Below are 19,635 nucleotides of genomic sequence, written 5' to 3' on the forward strand. Positions count from 1 at the left end.
GTATTGGGACATTTATGAAGCTCAAGGGAAAAATCAAAAAACGCTATTTTCTGTTCGCCGTCATCCTTATTGTGGCGGTAATTGCACTTTGGCGAACGCTTAATGCGCCTTTACCTCAGTATCAAACATTAATTGTTCGTCCTGGCGATCTGCAACAAAGCGTGCTGGCGACCGGTAAGCTGGATGCGCTGCGTAAAGTTGACGTCGGGGCACAGGTCAGCGGGCAGTTAAAAACGCTGTCGGTTGCGATTGGCGATAAAGTGAAAAAAGATCAGTTGCTCGGTGTTATCGATCCTGAACAGGCGCAAAACCAAATCAAAGAGGTTGAAGCGACGCTGATGGAATTGCGCGCCCAGCGTTTACAAGCCGAAGCTGAGTGGAAGCTGGCGCGGGTCACTCTCTCCCGCCAACAACAGCTGGCGAAAACCCAGGCTGTTTCACAGCAGGATCTCGACACGGCGGCCACCGAAATGGCGGTCAAACAGGCGCAAATTGGCACAATTGACGCGCAAATTAAGCGTAATCAGGCCTCTCTCGATACGGCGAAAACCAACCTTGATTACACCCGCATCGTTGCGCCAATGGCTGGCGAAGTAACACAAATTACTACCCTGCAGGGGCAAACCGTTATTGCCGCCCAGCAGGCACCTAACATTCTGACCCTGGCCGATATGAGCACCATGCTGGTGAAAGCGCAGGTTTCTGAGGCTGATGTAATTCACCTGCATCCTGGGCAAAAGGCCTGGTTTACCGTGTTGGGCGATCCGCAGACGCGTTACGAAGGTAAGCTCAAAGATGTTCTTCCGACGCCAGAAAAAGTGAATGACGCGATTTTCTACTATGCCCGCTTTGAAGTTCCCAACCCGAAAGGGATCCTGCGCCTGGATATGACCGCGCAGGTTCATATCCAGCTCACTGATGTCAAAAATGTCCTGACCATCCCGCTGTCGGCGCTGGGCGATCCTATTGGCAATAATCGTTATAACGTCAGGTTGCTGCGTAACGGCGAAACCCGCGAACGTGAAGTGGTTATCGGCGCGCGTAATGACACCGATGTGGAGATCGTGAAAGGGCTGGAAGAGGGGGATGAAGTCATTACCGGTGAGGGCAACGCTGGAGCTGCAAAATGACAGCATTGCTTGAGCTGAGCCATATCCGCCGCAGCTATCCGTCAGGTGAAGGCCAGGTTGAGGTGTTGAAGGACGTATCCTTGAGCATTCAGGCTGGGGAAATGGTGGCGATTGTCGGGGCGTCGGGTTCGGGTAAATCGACGCTGATGAACATTCTCGGCTGTCTGGATAAGCCAACCAGCGGTATGTATCGGGTTGCCGGACGCGATGTCTCTACGCTGGATAGCGATGCGCTAGCGCAACTGCGTCGTGAGCATTTTGGTTTTATCTTCCAGCGCTATCACCTGCTGTCGCATTTAACCGCCGCACAAAACGTTGAGGTACCGGCGGTCTACGCTGGCACCGAACGTAAGCAGCGCCTGGCGCGTGCGCAGGAATTACTCCAGCGGCTGGGGTTGGGTGACCGGGTTGACTATCAACCTTCCCAGCTTTCCGGTGGTCAGCAGCAGCGGGTCAGTATCGCGCGTGCGCTGATGAACGGGGGGCAGGTTATTCTTGCCGATGAACCCACCGGCGCACTGGATAGCCATTCCGGCGAAGAGGTGATGGCGATTTTGCATCAGCTGCGCGATCGCGGGCATACGGTAATTATCGTTACTCACGACAGCCAGGTCGCCGCGCAGGCCGAACGGGTCATTGAAATTCGTGACGGCGAGATTGTGCGCAATCCACCGCCACAGAAACCCTTTGGCGGACGCGATATCGCGGAGCCAACGGTGAAAACGGCATCCGGCTGGAGCCAGTTTGTCAGCGGTTTTCGTGAAGCGCTTACCATGGCCTGGCTGGCAATGGCCGCGAATAAGATGCGTACGCTACTGACCATGCTTGGGATCATCATCGGTATTGCTTCGGTGGTGTCGATCGTGGTGGTAGGCGATGCGGCTAAACAGCTGGTACTGGCAGATATTCGCGCTATTGGTACTAACACCATTGATATCTATCCAGGCAAAGACTTCGGCGACGACGATCCGCAATATCAACAGGCGTTGAAGTATGACGATTTGACGGCGCTACAGAAGCAGCCCTGGGTCAGTTCAGTAACGCCTGCGGTGTCGAAGAACCTGCGGTTACGCTATGGCAATATCGATGTTGCTGCCAGTGCTAATGGCGTTAGCGGCGACTATTTCAACGTCTATGGCATGACATTTAGCGAAGGGACCACCTTTAACGCCGAGCAACTGGCGGGGCGCGCTCAGGTGGTGGTGCTCGACAGCAATACCCGTCGTCAGTTGTTCCCCAATAAAGCGAAAGTTGTTGGCGAAGTCGTGCTGGTGGGGAATATGCCTGCCACGGTGATTGGTGTTGCAGAAGAGAAACAGTCGATGTTTGGCAGTAGCAAGATCCTGCGTGTCTGGCTGCCTTATAGCACTATGTCCGGGCGCATTATGGGACAGTCGTGGCTGAACTCGATCACCGTGCGAGTGAAGGATGGTTTTGACAGTGCCCAGGCCGAACAGCAACTGACCCGACTGTTGACGTTGCGCCACGGCAAGAAGGATTTCTTCACCTGGAATATGGACGGCATCTTGAAAACCGCCGAAAAGACCACACGTACATTACAACTCTTCCTGACGCTGGTGGCGGTGATTTCGCTGGTGGTCGGTGGGATTGGCGTGATGAATATTATGCTGGTTTCAGTAACCGAACGAACGCGTGAGATTGGCATTCGTATGGCGGTTGGCGCTCGCGCCAGTGACGTGCTGCAACAGTTCTTAATTGAAGCAGTGTTGGTGTGTCTGGTTGGCGGCGCGTTGGGCATTAGCCTGTCGATGCTGATCGCTTTTACGCTACAGCTATTTCTGCCGGGCTGGGAAATTGGATTTTCACCCGTCGCGCTGTTGACGGCGTTTCTGTGTTCGACTGCAACCGGGGTGTTGTTTGGCTGGCTACCGGCGCGGAATGCGGCACGTCTGGATCCGGTAGATGCTCTGGCGCGGGAATAATGCCACAGAGATAAAAATGCCAGCCGCAAGGGCTGGCATTTTGACTGCGGGATGTACACAATGAGACAGAAGAGCTATGCGACAGCTTCTGCTTCAATGACAGGCACGATGACACTGGCATGATTGCCTTTTGGCCCCTGGTGGACATCAAACTGGACAGACTGTCCGGCTTTTAGCGTTCTGTAACCATCCATCTGAATGGTGGAGTAATGGGCGAAAATATCTTCGCCGCCGCCTTCGGGGCAAATGAAACCAAACCCTTTGGCGTTGTTGAACCACTTAACAGTACCCGTTTCCATACTTCGACATCCTTCGTAAATCTTATATAAGTAAGATGGAATGAACCGGTGGCGGAGTGGGGGCTGTTCAAAACCTCGCCAACTCTCGAGACTACAATTTAGAGAAATCAGGCGGGGCGTCAAGCGCCATGCAGACGGAATAGGGTAAAAATGCATCAAAATTTGAAGCAGTTAACGCTATTGTCGGTTATGTGACAGATGTCGCGGATGGCACTAATAGATGATAGTTATCTAATACTTGAGGTAGATTGATTGTGCGCATAGGCTGCTTGTCAGCGGCAAGATTTTCTGCCGGAAACCGTAACTGAAGATGACGACTGACAATGGGTAAGACGAACGACTGGCTGGATTTCGATCTGCTGGCGGAAGACAAATTGCGCGACGCGCTAAAACCGCCATCTATGTATAAAGTGATATTAGTCAATGATGATTACACTCCGATGGAGTTTGTTATTGACGTGTTACAAAAATTCTTTTCTTATGATGTAGAACGTGCAACGCAACTGATGCTTGCAGTTCACTATCAAGGCAAAGCTATCTGCGGTGTGTTCACTGCCGAAGTGGCTGAAACCAAAGTAGCGATGGTGAACAAATATGCGAGGGAGAACGAGCATCCGTTGCTGTGTACGCTGGAAAAAGCCTGAATGCAGGCATAAACATTGGGGGAGGTGCCTATGCTCAATCAAGAACTGGAACTCAGTTTAAACATGGCTTTCGCCAGAGCGCGCGAGCACCGACATGAGTTTATGACCGTCGAGCACTTGTTACTGGCGTTGCTCAGTAACCCATCGGCCCGCGAAGCGCTGGAAGCGTGTTCTGTGGATCTGGTGGCGCTCCGTCAGGAACTCGAAGCCTTCATTGAACAGACCACACCTGTATTGCCTGCCAGTGAGGAAGAACGCGACACGCAGCCAACGTTGAGTTTTCAGCGTGTACTGCAACGCGCGGTCTTTCATGTTCAGTCCTCCGGGCGTAATGAAGTTACCGGCGCAAATGTGCTGGTCGCTATCTTCAGCGAGCAGGAATCTCAGGCGGCTTATCTGCTGCGTAAGCATGAAGTAAGTCGTCTTGATGTGGTGAATTTTATTTCTCATGGCACGCGCAAAGACGAACCCAGTCAGTCTTCTGACTCTGGGAATCAGCCAAATAACGAAGAGCAAGCTGGCGGGGAGGACCGTATGGAGAACTTCACGACTAACCTTAACCAGCTTGCCCGAGTGGGCGGAATTGATCCGCTCATTGGCCGGGACAAAGAGCTGGAGCGCGCCATTCAGGTACTGTGCCGTCGCAGAAAAAACAACCCGCTGCTGGTGGGAGAGTCTGGTGTCGGTAAAACCGCCATTGCTGAAGGGCTCGCCTGGCGTATCGTCCAGGGTGATGTGCCTGAAATCATGGCTGATTGCACCCTTTACTCCCTGGATATCGGCTCGCTGTTGGCTGGCACCAAATATCGCGGTGATTTTGAGAAACGCTTTAAGGCGCTGCTGAAACAGCTGGAACAGGATACTAACAGTATTCTGTTTATCGATGAGATCCACACCATTATCGGTGCGGGTGCGGCATCGGGCGGCCAGGTGGATGCGGCTAACCTGATCAAGCCGCTGCTCTCCAGCGGTAAGATCCGTGTGATAGGGTCCACAACCTATCAGGAATTCAGCAATATCTTTGAAAAGGACCGTGCGTTAGCGCGCCGTTTCCAGAAAATTGATGTCACTGAGCCATCGGTAGAAGAGACCGTACAGATAATCAACGGTCTGAAACCAAAATACGAAGCGCACCATGATGTCCGCTATACCGCCAAAGCGGTGCGTGCAGCGGTCGAACTGGCGGTGAAATACATTAACGATCGTCATCTGCCGGATAAAGCGATCGACGTGATCGATGAGGCGGGCGCGCGTGCGCGTCTGATGCCGGTCAGCAAGCGCAAGAAAACCGTCAACGTGGCGGATATCGAGTCCGTTGTGGCCCGCATTGCGCGGATCCCGGAGAAGAGCGTTTCGCAGAGCGATCGCGACACGCTGAAAAACCTGGGCAACCGTCTGAAAATGCTGGTATTCGGACAGGATAAAGCCATTGAGGCGCTGACTGAAGCGATCAAAATGAGCCGTGCCGGTCTGGGACACGAGCATAAACCGGTTGGTTCGTTCTTGTTTGCCGGACCAACTGGCGTCGGTAAGACTGAAGTCACGGTGCAGTTGTCCAAAGCACTCGGCATTGAACTACTGCGTTTTGATATGTCCGAGTATATGGAACGCCACACCGTCAGCCGCCTGATTGGTGCGCCTCCGGGGTATGTCGGTTTCGACCAGGGCGGTTTGCTGACCGATGCTGTTATTAAGCATCCGCATGCGGTACTGCTGCTGGATGAAATCGAAAAAGCGCACCCGGACGTCTTTAACCTGCTGCTGCAGGTAATGGATAACGGCACGCTGACCGACAATAACGGGCGTAAAGCGGATTTCCGCAACGTGGTGCTGGTCATGACCACTAACGCCGGTGTACGTGAAACTGAGCGTAAATCGATTGGGTTGATTCATCAGGACAACAGTACTGATGCAATGGGCGAAATCAAAAAAGTGTTTACGCCGGAATTCCGTAACCGTCTCGACAACATTATCTGGTTCGATCATCTCTCTACCGAGGTGATTCATCAGGTTGTTGATAAGTTTATCGTCGAGCTTCAGGTTCAACTGGATCAGAAAGGTGTCTCTCTGGAAGTGAGCCAGGAAGCACGTGACTGGCTGGCAGAGAAAGGCTACGACCGCGCAATGGGCGCACGTCCAATGACGCGTGTGGTCCAGGATAACCTGAAAAAACCATTGGCTAACGAACTGCTGTTCGGTTCGCTGGTGGATGGTGGCCAGGTGACCGTTGCGCTGGATAAAGAGAAAAATGAGCTGACCTATGGTTTCCAGAGTGCACAAAAGCACAAGCCAGAAGCTGCACATTAATCTTTAATCACCTAATCAGCCGGGCGTAATGCCCGGTTTTTTTTCGCCTGATAATCGTGATTTGAATTGGGATATTCAGGGAGTTTAAACGGCAGGCAAAAAATAAGCCTGCGTAAGGGAGATTACGCAGGCTAAGGAGGTGGTTCCTGGTACAGCTAGCATTTATGGGTTATGTTTTTCAGCGGAGGGGATAATACCCTTAATGAACGAAACGGTATGTGATCGATTTCTAAGAATCTTCCGAACGCTGAAAAATAACCGTAATTAACTACTTAGCATGCGGGTTGCGCGTGGACTCACCGGTAAAATTACGCATCAACAATGCATAATTCAGATCGATATCCTCTGGTACTGGCATCCACACGGTGTAACCATCGCCCGGCGCAACCGGCATGGCTTCGCCTTTCGCGTTTTCCAACTGTTCGAGGGTAAAGTTAATGTTGCCCTGTGGGGTCATCAGCTCCAGGCTGTCGCCGACGGTGAATTTGTTTTTCACCAGTACGGCGGCCAGTTCACCTTTACGTTCGCCGGTAAATTCGCCGACAAACTGCTGACGCTCGGAAACAGAGAAGCCGTATTCGTAGTTCTGATAGTCGTCATGGGTATGACGGCGCAGGAACCCTTCGGTGTAACCACGATGCGCCAGACCTTCCAGCGTTTCCAGCAGTTGCGGGTCGAACGGTTTACCGGCAGCAGCATCATCAATGGCTTTACGATAGACCTGCGCGGTACGTGCACAGTAATAGTATGACTTGGTGCGGCCTTCGATCTTCAGGGAATGCACGCCCATCTGCGTCAGGCGTTCAACGTGGGCAATGGCACGCAAATCCTTCGAGTTCATGATGTAAGTGCCATGTTCGTCTTCGAACGCGGTCATATACTCACCCGGACGCTGGGCTTCTTCAATCATAAAGACTTTGTCTGTCGGTGCGCCAATACCCAGCGTAGGCTCAACGTTTTGTACCGGAATAGGCTCGTACTTATGCACGATATTGCCCACCACGTCTTCTTTACCTTCCTGCACGTTGTATTCCCAGCGACAGGCATTGGTGCAGGTACCCTGGTTAGGGTCACGCTTGTTGATGTAGCCAGAGAGCAGGCAACGGCCGGAGTAGGCCATACACAGCGCGCCGTGAACGAAGATCTCAAGCTCCATATCCGGAACCTGGGTGCGGATCTCTTCGATTTCTTCCAGCGACAGCTCGCGGGAGAGGATCACGCGGGTCAGTCCCATCTGCTTCCAGAATTTCACCGTCGCCCAGTTTACGGCGTTAGCCTGTACTGAAAGGTGAATGTCCATGTCAGGGAAGTTTTCGCGCACCAGCATAATCAGACCAGGGTCTGACATGATCAGTGCATCCGGCCCCATTTCCACCACCGGTTTCAGATCACGAATGAAGGTCTTCAGCTTGGCATTGTGTGGGGCAATGTTAACCACCACATAGAATTTTTTACCCAGTTCATGGGCTTCATTAATGCCGAGCTGCAGGTTTTCGTGGTTGAATTCGTTGTTGCGTACGCGCAGTGAGTAACGCGGTTGGCCCGCATACACAGCGTCAGCGCCATAGGCGAAAGCGTAACGCATGTTTTTCAGCGTTCCCGCCGGGGAAAGGAGTTCCGGTTTAAACATAATTTTCTCGTTCTGATGACAGGTCAGACTCGCCTCACTCAATGAGGCGGTTAGGGGAGTGCCCCCATATTAAGGGCGGGCATTGTAGCGCTGCGAGGAAGTCAGGTAAAGAAAAACGCCGGGCGACAGCGTTGCGTTACCCGGCTGAGCAAATAATTATCAGGTCTTATCTTTTATCGTCTGACTGACACCATTGGTCTTAACTGAAGCAATACCGGTCTCGCGTGACTGTTCATTCGCATACAGTTGACTGCTACCAATAATCTGGTGGTTTGCAGCTTTCAGGTTGAAATGTAATTTGCCATTAGACGCTGTTTTTTTCTCATAACGCTCATCCAGAGGGCTGTTAGCATGGACAGATGCGATCCCTTTTTCTGCAGCACCTTTTGTAGTGTAAAGCTCACTGGTAAGGATTATTTCCCCGTTCCCAGCTTTAAGAACAAAGCGGTACTGATCATCGCTACTCTTACTTAATTCAAACCAACCAGCCATATGAACTCCTTGATTAAAAGTTTTATATCAAACAGTTATTGACGACAGTATTGTCAGAAAGAGTATGAGCGATATTTGGAGAGTTGCTAGTTACCAGGGCTCACGGAGCAGCGGAGCCCTGAAGGGCAGGAGAGTTTAAGCAATTCGGCAGGCGTCGGCTTCCCAGCGATACCCCACGCCATAGACCGCGCGGATAAACGACTGCTCGGTATCCAGCGACTCCAGCTTGCGTCGCAGGTTCTTAATATGGCTGTCGATGGTGCGGTCGGTAACGACGCGGTAATCGTCATAGAGATGATTGAGCAACTGTTCACGGGAGAACACTTTACCCGGCTCATGTGACAACGTTTTAAGTAAGCGGAATTCGGCGGGCGTTAAATCGAGCATCTTCCCACGCCAGGAGGCCTGAAAACGGCCTTCATCGACGATAAGCGGGCTGTCTGCATCCATTTGTTGCAGTTCGCGCTGCGGTTTGCAGCGGCGCAGGATCGTTTTTACGCGCGCGACAACTTCGCGCGGGCTGTAAGGTTTACAAATATAATCATCAGCACCGATCTCCAGCCCCAGCAGGCGATCAATCTCTTCAATTTTAGCGGTTACCATCATGATGGGGACTTCTGAGAAGCGGCGGATTTCCCGACACAGAGTCAGACCGTCGGTACCGGGCAGCATCAGATCCAACAAGATCAGATCGGGCGGCGTTTGGCGCACGTAAGGCAGAACCAGGTCGCCGTGGTTGATCAGCGTAGGGGCATAGCTCGCTGCCCGCAGGTAGTCGATCAGCAGTTGCCCCAGCTTAGGCTCATCTTCCACGATCAGAATACGCGGTGTGTTTTCATCAATGGGTAACTCAGTCATACATCTCTCTGTAAATCGCGTTCCAGCGGTAACTCTACTGTAATGCTAACCCCACCAAAAGGCGAATGGGCGGCGCGGATTAGACCATTATGCGCTTGTACGATATTGACGCAAATCGCCAGCCCCAACCCGGAACCTCCGCTGGCGCGGTTGCGCGAGCCTTCGGTGCGATAAAATCGTTCAAACAGCTTCTGTAACTGCTCGTCACTTACGCCGGGAGCGGAATCAGCGAAGGTTAATAACACCATGCGTTCGCGTTGTTCGGCGCTGATATGCAACCCGCCACCGCTATCGGTGTAGCGCAGACTGTTTTCCAGCAGGTTGTTGAACAACTGCATCAGACGATCCCTGTCACCAAATACCGTCATGCTGTCGGGGAGCGAAAGCTGTATGGTCAATCCACGGCTGGCGAAGCGTTCACGAAATGCGCCGCTTGCCACTTCCAATAGGGGGATGAGGTCCAGCGATGTTTTCTGGTAGGCCAGCGCGCCTTCATCTGACATGGAGAGCTGATGAAGGTCGTCAACCAGTTTGGTGAGCGTACCGACTTCAGCCTGCAACGAGGCAACGGAGTCAGGGGTAAACTGGCGGACACCATCCTGAATGGCCTCCAGTTCACCGCGCAACACCGCCAACGGCGTACGCAGTTCGTGAGAAATATCGGCCATAAAGTCACGACGCATCTGCTGGTTTTTTTCCAGTGTACTGGCGAGCTGGTTGAAGTCCTGCGCCAGCTTGCCCAGCTCATCCGTACTGGTTGGCGTAACGCGAGTGGTGAAATCGCCCGCCGCCAGTTTGTGCGTGCCTTCCACCAACCGCTTAACCGGGGCCAGCAGGCTGCGCGCCAGCGTAAACGTCGCCAGCGCGGCCAGGATCGTGGAGAGCGCAACGATAAGCCAGCTGGATCGTCGTTGCTGCATGTCGAAATTGATATCCGTATTCCGCGTTAAGCGTTCCACAGGAGAGGCAATCACGGCGCCCACTTCGCTACCGTTAACGCGTATGGGATGGCGCATGCCGTCGCGAGGAACTGGGCCGCGCGGGCCGACAAGCACACGGGCGTTTTGGTCGACAACCCAAAACTGTGTACGCCAGCCGTGCGGCGGCATGCCTGGACCCGGTTTATCATCGTCGTTGTCGTGTTCAAAAGAGCGCAGGATCTGGAAAACAAAACGATCGTTATTGCGTAAGAATCGCCAGTTGCCGTGCTGCTCGTACTGCTCGCTTAATGCGTCGCTGAGCATTTGCAGCCGCTGCTCGTTGCCGTGCTTGATATAGTCAATAAAACCACGTTCGAAGCTAATGCGTACGGCCCAGTGCATGCTGATCAGCAACACAATGCAGGTGGCGAAAATCGCCAGAAACAGTTTGCCGGTGATACCGGGCCGCCAGAACTTCATCAGGTGCTCCTTTTGCGCCGTGAAATCACCGCGTTGGTTTGCGTGTCGTTCGGCACGCGGGCAAAAATAATGGCGGGCAGCGCAATAATGAAGGCGATGCACAGCCAGGTATACATAAAGACGGTATGCGTACTTCCGCTGTCGATGGCGATAAGCTGTTGGCCGAACATGCCCAGCAGCAGGCCTGCGATGGTCACACCAATACTCATCGATAGCTGCATGATCATCGACAGCAGGCTGTTACCGCTGCTGGCCAGATCGTCAGGCAGATCTTTTAACGTAAGCGTATTCATGGATGAAAAACGCGTTGAGTTGACCATTCCCTGTAAAAACAGCACGAAGGGCAGGGCGTAATACCAGCCCAGCAGTGCCGTGGTCATTAGCAACAGACTGACCAGCGACAGGCCAAGCGTAGTAATAATCAGTACACGACGGTAACCAAAGCGGTTAACGACCTGCACCACAATGCGCTTCATGCCCATACTGCCCAGCACCATCGGGATCATCATCAGCCCGGCATGAAAAGGTGAAAAACCGAGGCCAATCTGTAAAAACACCGGTGTCATAAACGGCAACATGCCGCTGCCGATGCGTCCGGCAAAACTGCCGAACAGACCTAGCGAGAAGGTTGGTGTGCGAAACAGATTCAGGCTGAATAGCGCACGTGGATTACGATGGGCGTGTTTCAGATACAGCGCAATAGCCAATACCCCGCAGATAACCAGCGCCGCCAGCGTGATACTGGAGAGGCCGGTTCCTTTGCTGCCATCAAGCGCCAGCGTCAGTACCGCCATGCCGACCGCCAGCATCGCGAACCCTGAGAGGTCGAAACGTCGGGTTTGCATGGTGTAGTTGGGCATCAGCATTAACGTCGCTATCGCGCCGACAATGCCTACCGGAATGTTAATCAAAAATATCCAGTGCCAGGAGGCGTATTCAACCAGAATTCCGCCTAACGCCGGGCCCAGCAGCGGGCCGATTTGACCAGGTAAAGTGACAAACGTCATTGCCGCCATATATTGCTCACGCGGGACGATTTTCATCACCGTTAGCCTGCCGACCGGCACCATCATCGCACCGCCAACGCCTTGTAAGACGCGCGCCATCACCAGCTCGTTGAGCGTGCTGGACCCGGCGCAAAAAAGCGAGCCAAGCGTAAACAGGATGATGGCGGTGAAGAAGATATTACGCACGCCAACTTTGTCCGCCAGCCATCCGCTGGCGGGCAGCATCACGGCAACAGTTAAAACATATGACACAATGACCATATGCATGTGTAACGGGCTTTCCCCGAGGCTTGCCGCCATCGAGGGAAGCGCGGTGTTAACGATGGTGGTATCCAGCGACTGCATAAAAAAGCCAAATGCCACAATCCAAAGTTGCCAGCGGGTGCTGTCGGGAAGTTCTGTCATAACTCTGCTACCGGTTTGCTGTTTTTACGCGAAAAACGCAGACGCAGACGGTCGAAAAAGAGATAGACCACGGGCGTGGTGTACAGCGTCAGGAGCTGGCTCACGACCAGCCCACCGACAATGGTTATCCCCAAAGGCTGACGCAGTTCAGAGCCATCGCCTGCGGATAACACCAACGGCAACGCGCCAAACAACGCCGCCAGCGTGGTCATCATTATTGGGCGAAAGCGCAACAAGCAGGCTTGGAAAATAGCTTCTTCCGGCTGTAGCTTGCCGTTTCTCTGCGCTTCCAGCGCAAAATCGACCATCATGATGGCGTTTTTCTTCACAATGCCAATTAATAGCATGATCCCTATCAGGGCGATTAGGCTGAATGGGGCATTGAACAGCTCCAGCGCTAACAACGCCCCGACGCCAGCCGAAGGTAGCGTGGAGAGAATGGTCAGCGGATGGACATAGCTTTCATACAGCATACCCAGCACGATATAAACCGTGGCGATGGCGGCGATAATCAGGATCACCTGCGAATTCATGGTGTCCTGAAATACCTGTGCGGTACCGGCAAAGCTACCGCGAACCGTGGAAGGGACGCCTAGCTGGGTCATGGTTCTGTTGATGGCCTCTGTCGCTTCTGACAGTGAAGAACCTGTCGGCAGGTTAAACGACACGGTTGAGGCGGCAGACAAACCCTGATGATTCACAGACAGCGGCGCATTCGCCGGCTGCCATTTAGCAAAGTACGATAACGGGATCGCTTTACCGTCATTGTTGATGACGAACATTTTGTCCAGTGCGCTGATGTCCTGGGTGTAACGTCGATCGACCTCCATCACCACTTTGTACTGGTTCATCGGCTGATAGATGGTAGAGATCTGTCGTTGTCCGAAAGCATTATTCAACAGGCTGTTGGCGGCTGCCACGTCGATCCCCAGACGAGACATGGTGTCGCGATCGTAAATCAGATTCATCTCCGCGCCATTGTCCTGCTGATCGGAGTTGACGTCTGCCAGTTGGGGCAGGGCGGCAAGCGCCTTACGGATCTTCGGTTCCCACTCACGCAGCGCCGCGAGATCGTCGGACAGTAATGTGTATTGATAGCTGGCGTTGGCCTGGCGTCCACCAACGCGAATATCTTGCACCGCCATTAAAAACAGATTCGCACCTGGCTCTTTTGAAAGCGCGACGCGCAGGCGGTCGATCACCTGCTGAGCCGTTTCATGGCGCTCATCACGTGGCTTGAGGGTAATAAACATCATCCCGCTGTTGACCCGCGAACCACCGGTAAAACCGGTGACGTTATTCACCGCCGGGTCGTCGCGGATGATCTTCATAAAGTCCTGCAGTTTGCCGCGCATGGCCTGAAATGAGATGCTCTGGTCGGCCTGGATCCCACCCATCAATACACCCGTATCCTGCTCCGGGAAGAAGGTTTTGGGGATGGAAATATAAAGCCAGATATTCAGCGCAATGGTACCGAGTAACACCACGCCTACCAGCCGCGTATGGCGCAGCACCCATTTAAGCGAGGTACCGTAACTCTGTTGCAGCGCCACCAGCATACGACCAAAACCCCGTTTGCGAGACTGTTCGCGCGGGGTGCTGGATTTGAGCATCCAGCCGCACATCATTGGCGTTAATGTCAGCGACACCAGCAGCGAGATACCGATAGCAACCGACAGCGTGACGGCAAATTCGCGTAGCAAGCGCCCAGGCAATCCGCCCATTAACAGCAGTGGCAGGAACACCGCCACCAGCGACAGACTCATGGAGAGCACGGTGAATCCCACTTCGCGCGTACCCTGTAACGCCGCCTGGAGCGGCTTCATTCCTGCTTCCAGGTGGCGGGCAATATTTTCCAGCACAACGATGGCGTCATCGACGACAAATCCCGTAGCAATGGTGAGCGCCATCAACGACAGGTTGTTCAGGCTGAATCCACACAGATACATGGCGGCAAAGGTACCGATCAGCGAGACCGGAACTGCTACCGCGGGGATCAGCGTCGCACGCCCGGAGCGCAGGAAAATAAAGACCACCAGGATAACCAGCGCCACGGAGATAATCAGCGTCTGTTCGACTTCTTCCAGCGAGGCGCGAATAGTCGGCGAGCGGTCCTGGGCGATTTGCAGATCGATGGCGGCCGGGACCAGCGTTTGTAACTCCGGCAATTTGGAGCGAATGCTGTCTACCGTCTGAATGATATTGGCTTCCGGTAGCTTGCGGATCATCAGCAGAATGGCCGGTTTGGCATTGGTCATCCCCGCGTTGCGTACGTCCTGCACCGAGTCGGTTACAGACGCAACGTCGCCCAGTCGCACCGCCGCGCCGTTATTGTAGTGGATGATAATCGGCTGGTATTCGGCGGCGGTTTTCAGCTCATCGTTGGTTTGTACCTGCCAACGGTGGGTATCATTCTCGATAGCGCCCTGCGGCTTACGCACATTGGCGTTGTCAATTGCGCTACGCACGTCGTCCAGCGACACGCCCTGGTTAAACAGTGCCTGCGGATTGAGCCCTACACGCACCGCAGGCAGTGAGCTGCCTCCAACGTCCACGTCGCCCACACCGTCAATTTGCGCGATGGTTTGCGCCAGTTGTGTTGATGCGAAATCGTACAATTCACCTTGCGAGTACGTGTCCGACGTTAGCGTCAGGATCATGATTGGCGCATCGGAAGGGTTGGCTTTGCGATACGTTGGTCGGCTCGGCATCCCGCTGGGTAGCAGACTTTGCGCGGCGTTAATTGCGGCCTGAACGTCCCGCGCCGCGCCATTGATGTCACGGTCGAATTTGAATTCGAGAATAATACGCGTACTGCCAAGTGAACTGCTTGATGTCATTTCGTTCACGCCCGCAATGCGCCCCAGCGAGCGCTCCAGCGGAGTTGCGACCGAGGACGCCATCGTTTCGGGTGAGGCACCGGGTAACGATGCGCTGACCATGATCACCGGAAAATCCACCTGCGGTAGCGGAGCGACCGGCAGCAGACGAAATCCGAGTATGCCGCACAGGGTGATGGCCACCGAAATGAGAATGGTCGCCACCGGACGATGAATGAAAAGCGCAAAAAATTTCATTTACGCTTCCTCTTCCTGGCGCGGGAAGCGGCTTTTCACATACAGCGACAAACGGTCAAACAGCAGATAAATCACCGGGGTGGTAAACAGGGTTAATACCTGGCTTACCAGCAGGCCGCCGACCATACCAATTCCTAATGGGCGGCGTAATTCGGCACCTACGCCGGTACTTAACATCAGCGGCAAGGCGCCGAGCAGTGCTGCCAGCGTGGTCATCAGAATTGGGCGAAAACGCAGCAGACACGCCTGGAAGATGGCATCGCGCGGTGCCATGCCCTGTTCGCGCTCTGCAGCCAGGGCGAAGTCGATCATCATGATGGCGTTTTTCTTGACGATACCGATGAGCAAAATAATGCCGATAATCGCGATGACGTCCAGTTCGCTCCCGGCAATCATTAACGCCAGAAGCGCCCCGACGCCCGCCGTCGGCAGCGTGGAGAGAATAGTAATTGGGTGAATAAAGCTCTCATACAGCACACCCAGTACGATATACATCGCGACAACCGCAGCCACAATCAACCAGATGGTATTTCCCAGCGCGGCCTGGAAAGCGAGCGTGCTGCCCTGGAACTGGGTGGTAATATTTGCGGGCAGGTTAAGCGTTTTTTCGGCATCCAGAATCGCCTGTACCGCATCACCCAGCGACCACTCGTCTGGCACGTTGAACGAGATGGTGGTGACCGGGAACTGATCGAGGTGGTTAATCGACAGCGGGGCAAAACGCTGTTCAATACTGGCGATCGCGCTGAGCGGTACTATGCCACCGTCGCTACTGGTCAGACGTATTGTATCCAGTGCCGCAAGCCCCGGCGTATTGTTGGTGTCATGTTCTAACACCACGCGATACTGATTGGCCTGGGTGTAGATGGTTGAAATCAGTCGCTGGCCGAAGGCGTTGTACAGAGCGTTATCGACATCTGACATGCTGATGCCCAAACGGCTGGCGCTGTCGCGATTGACGTTCACATATGCTACCAGCCCTTTGTCCTGCCAGTCGCTACTGACATCGGACAGTTGCGGTAGCTGATTTAGTTTTGCTATCAGCTGTGGAACCCAGGTGCTGAGGGCATCAAGGGATGTCGCTTGCAGCGTGAACTGATATTGCGTCCGGCTGACCTGAGTATCAATCGTCAGGTCCTGAGTGGGCTGAAGATAAAGGTCAACGCCGGGAACTCTGTCAACCGCGTCCTGTAGGCGCGCAATCACTTTCTGCACCCGATCGTCACGTTCATCCAGCGGCTTAAGGTTGATTTGTAAGCGCGCGCTGTTCAATGCCGTATTAGTGCCGTCCACACCGACAAAAGCGGTCAGGCCTTCTACCGCCGGATCTTTCAGAATGACATCTGAAACCTGACGCTGGCGCTGGGCCATGCTGGCAAATGAGCTGGACTGCGGTGCCTGTAGCGTGCCCTGGATAATGCCGTTATCCTGGATCGGAAAGAAGCCTTTGGGGATAAAGACCCATAGCATAACGCTCAGCGCCAGCGTGCCGAGCGCAACGCTCAGCGTGAGCCACGGATGGTTGAGCACTTTCGCCAGCCAGTGGCCGTACCCGGCAATAACGCGTTCAAACATGCGCTCTGAGGCACGGGAGAAGCGGTTTTGCTTACGCAATGAGGCCTGATTCAGCATACGCGCGCACATCATCGGCGTAAGAGTGAGCGAGACAACGGCGGAAATTAGAATCGCCACGGCCAGCGTCACAGCGAACTCCCGGAATAATCGACCTACGATATCACCCATAAATAGCAGTGGGATCAGTACGGCGATCAGTGAAAATGTCAGAGAGATGATGGTAAAACCAATCTCGCCCGCGCCCTTCAGGGCAGCAGTCAGCGGTTTTTCGCCTTTTTCGATATAGCGTGAAATATTCTCGATAACCACGATAGCGTCATCCACCACAAAGCCTGTCGCGATGGTTAGCGCCATGAGGGTCAGGTTGTTGATGGAGAAATCAAGAAATACCATCACCGCGAAAGTACCGATTAACGATAACGGTACGGCGACTGCAGGAATAATAGTTGCCGGAATATTGCGCAAAAACAGGTAGATAATCATGACTACCAGCGCAATCGCCAGCATCAATTCAAATTGGGTATCCGCTACGGACGCACGAATATTGGTTGTACGATCGGAAAGTACGCTGACCTTAACCGATTTAGGCAGGCTCTCGGTGAGCTGCGGCAGCATCTGGCGGATACTGTCTGCCGTGGAGATGATGTTTGCGCCAGGCTGACGCTGAACATTCATCACTATAGCTTGTTGCTTATTGGCCCATGCGCCCAGCCAGCTGTTTTCGGCACCTTGCTCAACGGTGGCAACATCGCCCAGACGAACCGGTGCCCCGCTTTTATAGGCAACAATGAGCTGACGATATTCATCCGCGGACTGCATCTGGTCGTTGGCTGAAAGGGTAACGGCACGCGTTGGACCATCAAGACTCCCTTTTGCCGAATTGACGTTGGCACCGGTAATGGCCGTACGGATGGTTTCGCTGGTCAGACCGAGTGCGGCGATGGCCTGAGCGTTAAGCTTCACGCGGACCGCCGGACGTTGCCCACCGGAAAGTGTTACCAGGCCCACGCCGGATACCTGAGAGATTTTCTGCGCGACGCGGGTTTCGACCATATCTTCCACCTGCGTCATCGGCATGGCGCTGGATGTGACCGCCAGCGTCATGATCGGTGGATCTGCCGGGTTTACCTTGCTGTAGACCGGAGGGTTAGGGAGATCGCTGGGTAATAAATTGGTGGCGGCGTTAATCGCGGCCTGAACTTCCTGCTCGGCAACATCCAACGGGAGCGTCAGTTGAAACTGTAACGTAACGACCGATGCGCCCCCGGAGCTTTGTGATGACATCTGTTTTAAGCCAGACATCTGTCCAAACTGACGTTCAAGCGGTGCGGTGACCGCCGAGGTCATGACGTCCGGGCTGGCGCCAGGGTAGAGCGTAACGACCTGAATCGTGGGGTAATCCACTTCAGGTAAGGCGGCGATTGGCAGGAAGCGATAACCGATAATTCCGGCAAGCAAAATCGCGACCATCAGCAGCGTGGTGGCGACGGGGCGCAGAATAAACAGGCGCGATGGTCCGCCTGTGTTGTCCGGAGGTAACACCTGCATCAGGAGTTAGCTCCTTTTTTGCCGTATCCGCGTGGCGCTGTTTTCTCGTCGGAAACAGAGGCGTCGTGCGCCTCAACGACTTCGACTTTTGCGCCTTCCGTCAGACGGTCAATCCCGTCGGTCACGACCCGATCGCCCGCAGAAAGCCCGGCGGCAATCACCACTTTTTGGCTATCCTGAATACCCGGTTTAACCAGGTGTTTGCTCACTTTATTGTCGCTATTCAGTACCCAGACAAAGTGGCCTTCGTTACCCATTTGCAGGGCGGCAGTTGGGATCACAACGGCATTTTGTTGTGTGTCGACCAGCATGCGGGCGTTAACGAACTGGTTAGGGAATAAGGCATCATCCTGATTGGAAAAACGAGCCTTAACTTTGATTGTTCCGGTGGTGGCATCAATTTGATTGTCGAGACTGAGCAGGACGCCTTCGCTCAGCTTTTGCGAATTGGTTCGGTCCCAGGCTTCGACCTTCAGCGGGCTCCCCGATTTTTGTGCCTGCAACACGGTAGCAATGTCGTTTTCAGGCAACGTAAATATCAGGTCGATGGGATGCGTTTGCGTAATGACGACGATTCCGGTGGTATCGCCGCTGGAAATTTGGTTACCGACATCGACCTGCTTCAGGCCGACACGACCATCGACAGGCGCGGTTATCCGGCTCCAGTCGAGCTGCAACTGAGCGCTGGCGACACTGGCTTCATCCGCTTTGATTGTGCCTAACGTCTCGTTGACCAGCGCCTGCTGGGCATCCAGCTCCTGGCGGGAGACCAGATTGGTTTTAACCAACTGTTGATAGCGGGCAAGATCGCGACGGGCATTCGCCAGCGTGGCTTTATCTTTTGCCAGTTGTCCCTGCGCCTGAGCCAGAGCAACTTTGAACTGGCTGGGATCTATCTCTGCCAGCAAGTCGCCGGCTTTAACCTGTTGTCCTTCCTCAAAGTGTAAGGCGATGAGTTGACCATCCACCCGACTACGCACCGTGGCGGTATTTGCGGCAGTAACGGTCCCCAGCCCTGTCAGATAGCGTGGCACGGCTTCCTCGGTGGCGGTGGCAGCCTGCACGGGAGCCAACGGTCCGGAGCGCATTCCACGCCGTCCTGACCCCGCCGTGTGCTGCGCGGGTTTGGTCGCGCCCGGTGCGGTTCCCTGGGATGCGCTGCGGCTTTGCCAGAACCAGATGGCGGCGACGGCGGCCACGACGATCACGATTGCTATCACCCAGCGGGATTTATTACTGCCTTTCATTGTTATGAGTTTCTCATCCTGAAACGATTCGCGGAATGATACTAGTTTAGCCAGTGAACAAGGGAGAAAAATG

The 19,635-nt window shown here is 54.0% G+C and carries 13 protein-coding genes; 4 read left to right on the forward strand and 9 right to left on the reverse strand.

Annotated elements, in window-relative coordinates:
* Positions 1-14: 14 nt before the first annotated feature.
* Together macA and macB are read left to right on the forward strand one after the other, a co-directional pair.
* Positions 15-1,130, forward strand: a complete 1,116-nt coding sequence (gene macA / locus OGY17_RS22885) for a macrolide transporter subunit MacA (RefSeq protein ID WP_008785219.1) — start codon at positions 15-17, stop codon at positions 1,128-1,130.
* Positions 1,127-3,073: a macrolide ABC transporter ATP-binding protein/permease MacB gene (macB, locus tag OGY17_RS22890; protein WP_286608422.1), complete on the forward strand. Its 1,947-nt coding sequence runs from the start codon at positions 1,127-1,129 to the stop codon at positions 3,071-3,073. The genes macA and macB overlap by 4 nt, the downstream gene beginning before the upstream one ends.
* A 74-nt stretch (positions 3,074-3,147) precedes the next feature.
* Here the strand turns inward: macB and cspD are convergent, their stop codons facing one another.
* A complete protein-coding gene (gene cspD, locus OGY17_RS22895; protein WP_003036813.1) occupies positions 3,148-3,372 on the reverse strand; it encodes a cold shock-like protein CspD in 225 nt (74 codons plus the stop codon).
* A 323-nt stretch (positions 3,373-3,695) separates the two neighbouring features.
* Between cspD and clpS the strand changes: the two genes are divergently transcribed.
* Together clpS and clpA are read left to right on the forward strand one after the other, a co-directional pair.
* Entirely contained in the window at positions 3,696-4,016 is a 321-nt protein-coding gene (gene clpS / locus OGY17_RS22900; protein WP_003036810.1) for an ATP-dependent Clp protease adapter ClpS, read from the forward strand.
* A gap of 30 nt (positions 4,017-4,046) precedes the next feature.
* The gene (clpA, locus tag OGY17_RS22905; protein ID WP_003036804.1) at positions 4,047-6,323 is read left to right on the forward strand and encodes an ATP-dependent Clp protease ATP-binding subunit ClpA; all 2,277 of its coding nucleotides are present in this window, start codon (positions 4,047-4,049) and stop codon (positions 6,321-6,323) included.
* 268 nt (positions 6,324-6,591) lie between these two features.
* Here clpA and trhP read toward each other — a convergent pair whose 3' ends face one another.
* The 8 genes from trhP to OGY17_RS22945 all read right to left on the reverse strand — a co-directional run bounded on the left by trhP (position 6,592) and on the right by OGY17_RS22945 (position 19,562).
* Positions 6,592-7,953 carry a prephenate-dependent tRNA uridine(34) hydroxylase TrhP gene (gene trhP, locus OGY17_RS22910; protein ID WP_020996659.1) on the reverse strand — a complete coding sequence of 454 codons (1,362 nt, stop codon included), beginning with the start codon at positions 7,951-7,953 and terminating at the stop codon, positions 6,592-6,594.
* A 159-nt stretch (positions 7,954-8,112) separates the two neighbouring features.
* The gene (locus OGY17_RS22915) at positions 8,113-8,445 is read right to left on the reverse strand and encodes a YegP family protein (RefSeq protein WP_008785215.1); all 333 of its coding nucleotides are present in this window, start codon (positions 8,443-8,445) and stop codon (positions 8,113-8,115) included.
* A 135-nt stretch (positions 8,446-8,580) separates the two neighbouring features.
* Entirely contained in the window at positions 8,581-9,303 is a 723-nt protein-coding gene (gene baeR, locus OGY17_RS22920; protein WP_008785214.1) for an envelope stress response regulator BaeR, read from the reverse strand.
* Positions 9,300-10,703 carry an envelope stress sensor histidine kinase BaeS gene (gene baeS, locus OGY17_RS22925; protein ID WP_003834277.1) on the reverse strand — a complete coding sequence of 468 codons (1,404 nt, stop codon included), beginning with the start codon at positions 10,701-10,703 and terminating at the stop codon, positions 9,300-9,302. Before baeS ends, baeR begins: the two co-directional genes overlap by 4 nt.
* Positions 10,703-12,115: an MFS transporter gene (locus OGY17_RS22930; RefSeq protein ID WP_191215584.1), complete on the reverse strand. Its 1,413-nt coding sequence runs from the start codon at positions 12,113-12,115 to the stop codon at positions 10,703-10,705. The genes baeS and OGY17_RS22930 overlap by 1 nt, the downstream gene beginning before the upstream one ends.
* Entirely contained in the window at positions 12,112-15,192 is a 3,081-nt protein-coding gene (mdtC, locus tag OGY17_RS22935; protein ID WP_191215585.1) for a multidrug efflux RND transporter permease subunit MdtC, read from the reverse strand. The genes OGY17_RS22930 and mdtC overlap by 4 nt, the downstream gene beginning before the upstream one ends.
* Positions 15,193-18,315, reverse strand: coding sequence for an MdtB/MuxB family multidrug efflux RND transporter permease subunit (locus OGY17_RS22940; protein WP_286608427.1), 3,123 nt, complete (start codon positions 18,313-18,315; stop codon positions 15,193-15,195).
* Positions 18,315-19,562 (reverse strand): MdtA/MuxA family multidrug efflux RND transporter periplasmic adaptor subunit, encoded by a 1,248-nt coding sequence (locus tag OGY17_RS22945; RefSeq protein ID WP_191215587.1) that lies wholly within the window; start codon positions 19,560-19,562, stop codon positions 18,315-18,317. The genes OGY17_RS22940 and OGY17_RS22945 overlap by 1 nt, the downstream gene beginning before the upstream one ends.
* Positions 19,563-19,635: the final 73 nt, after the last annotated feature.

The sequence above is a fragment of the Citrobacter sp. Cpo126 genome, assembly GCF_030332445.1.
Classification (GTDB): domain Bacteria; phylum Pseudomonadota; class Gammaproteobacteria; order Enterobacterales; family Enterobacteriaceae; genus Citrobacter; species Citrobacter portucalensis.

What these genes read in the sequence shown, in the direction of transcription:
- macA (WP_008785219.1), top strand. Translation starts at nt 15, where the DNA reads ATGAAGCTCAAGGGAAAAATCAAAAAACGCTATTTTCTGTTCGCCGTC.
- macB (WP_286608422.1), top strand. Translation starts at nt 1,127, where the DNA reads ATGACAGCATTGCTTGAGCTGAGCCATATCCGCCGCAGCTATCCGTCA.
- cspD (WP_003036813.1), bottom strand. Translation starts at nt 3,372, where the DNA reads ATGGAAACGGGTACTGTTAAGTGGTTCAACAACGCCAAAGGGTTTGGT.
- clpS (WP_003036810.1), top strand. Translation starts at nt 3,696, where the DNA reads ATGGGTAAGACGAACGACTGGCTGGATTTCGATCTGCTGGCGGAAGAC.
- clpA (WP_003036804.1), top strand. Translation starts at nt 4,047, where the DNA reads ATGCTCAATCAAGAACTGGAACTCAGTTTAAACATGGCTTTCGCCAGA.
- trhP (WP_020996659.1), bottom strand. Translation starts at nt 7,953, where the DNA reads ATGTTTAAACCGGAACTCCTTTCCCCGGCGGGAACGCTGAAAAACATG.
- OGY17_RS22915 (WP_008785215.1), bottom strand. Translation starts at nt 8,445, where the DNA reads ATGGCTGGTTGGTTTGAATTAAGTAAGAGTAGCGATGATCAGTACCGC.
- baeR (WP_008785214.1), bottom strand. Translation starts at nt 9,303, where the DNA reads ATGACTGAGTTACCCATTGATGAAAACACACCGCGTATTCTGATCGTG.
- baeS (WP_003834277.1), bottom strand. Translation starts at nt 10,703, where the DNA reads ATGAAGTTCTGGCGGCCCGGTATCACCGGCAAACTGTTTCTGGCGATT.
- OGY17_RS22930 (WP_191215584.1), bottom strand. Translation starts at nt 12,115, where the DNA reads ATGACAGAACTTCCCGACAGCACCCGCTGGCAACTTTGGATTGTGGCA.
- mdtC (WP_191215585.1), bottom strand. Translation starts at nt 15,192, where the DNA reads ATGAAATTTTTTGCGCTTTTCATTCATCGTCCGGTGGCGACCATTCTC.
- OGY17_RS22940 (WP_286608427.1), bottom strand. Translation starts at nt 18,315, where the DNA reads ATGCAGGTGTTACCTCCGGACAACACAGGCGGACCATCGCGCCTGTTT.
- OGY17_RS22945 (WP_191215587.1), bottom strand. Translation starts at nt 19,562, where the DNA reads ATGAAAGGCAGTAATAAATCCCGCTGGGTGATAGCAATCGTGATCGTC.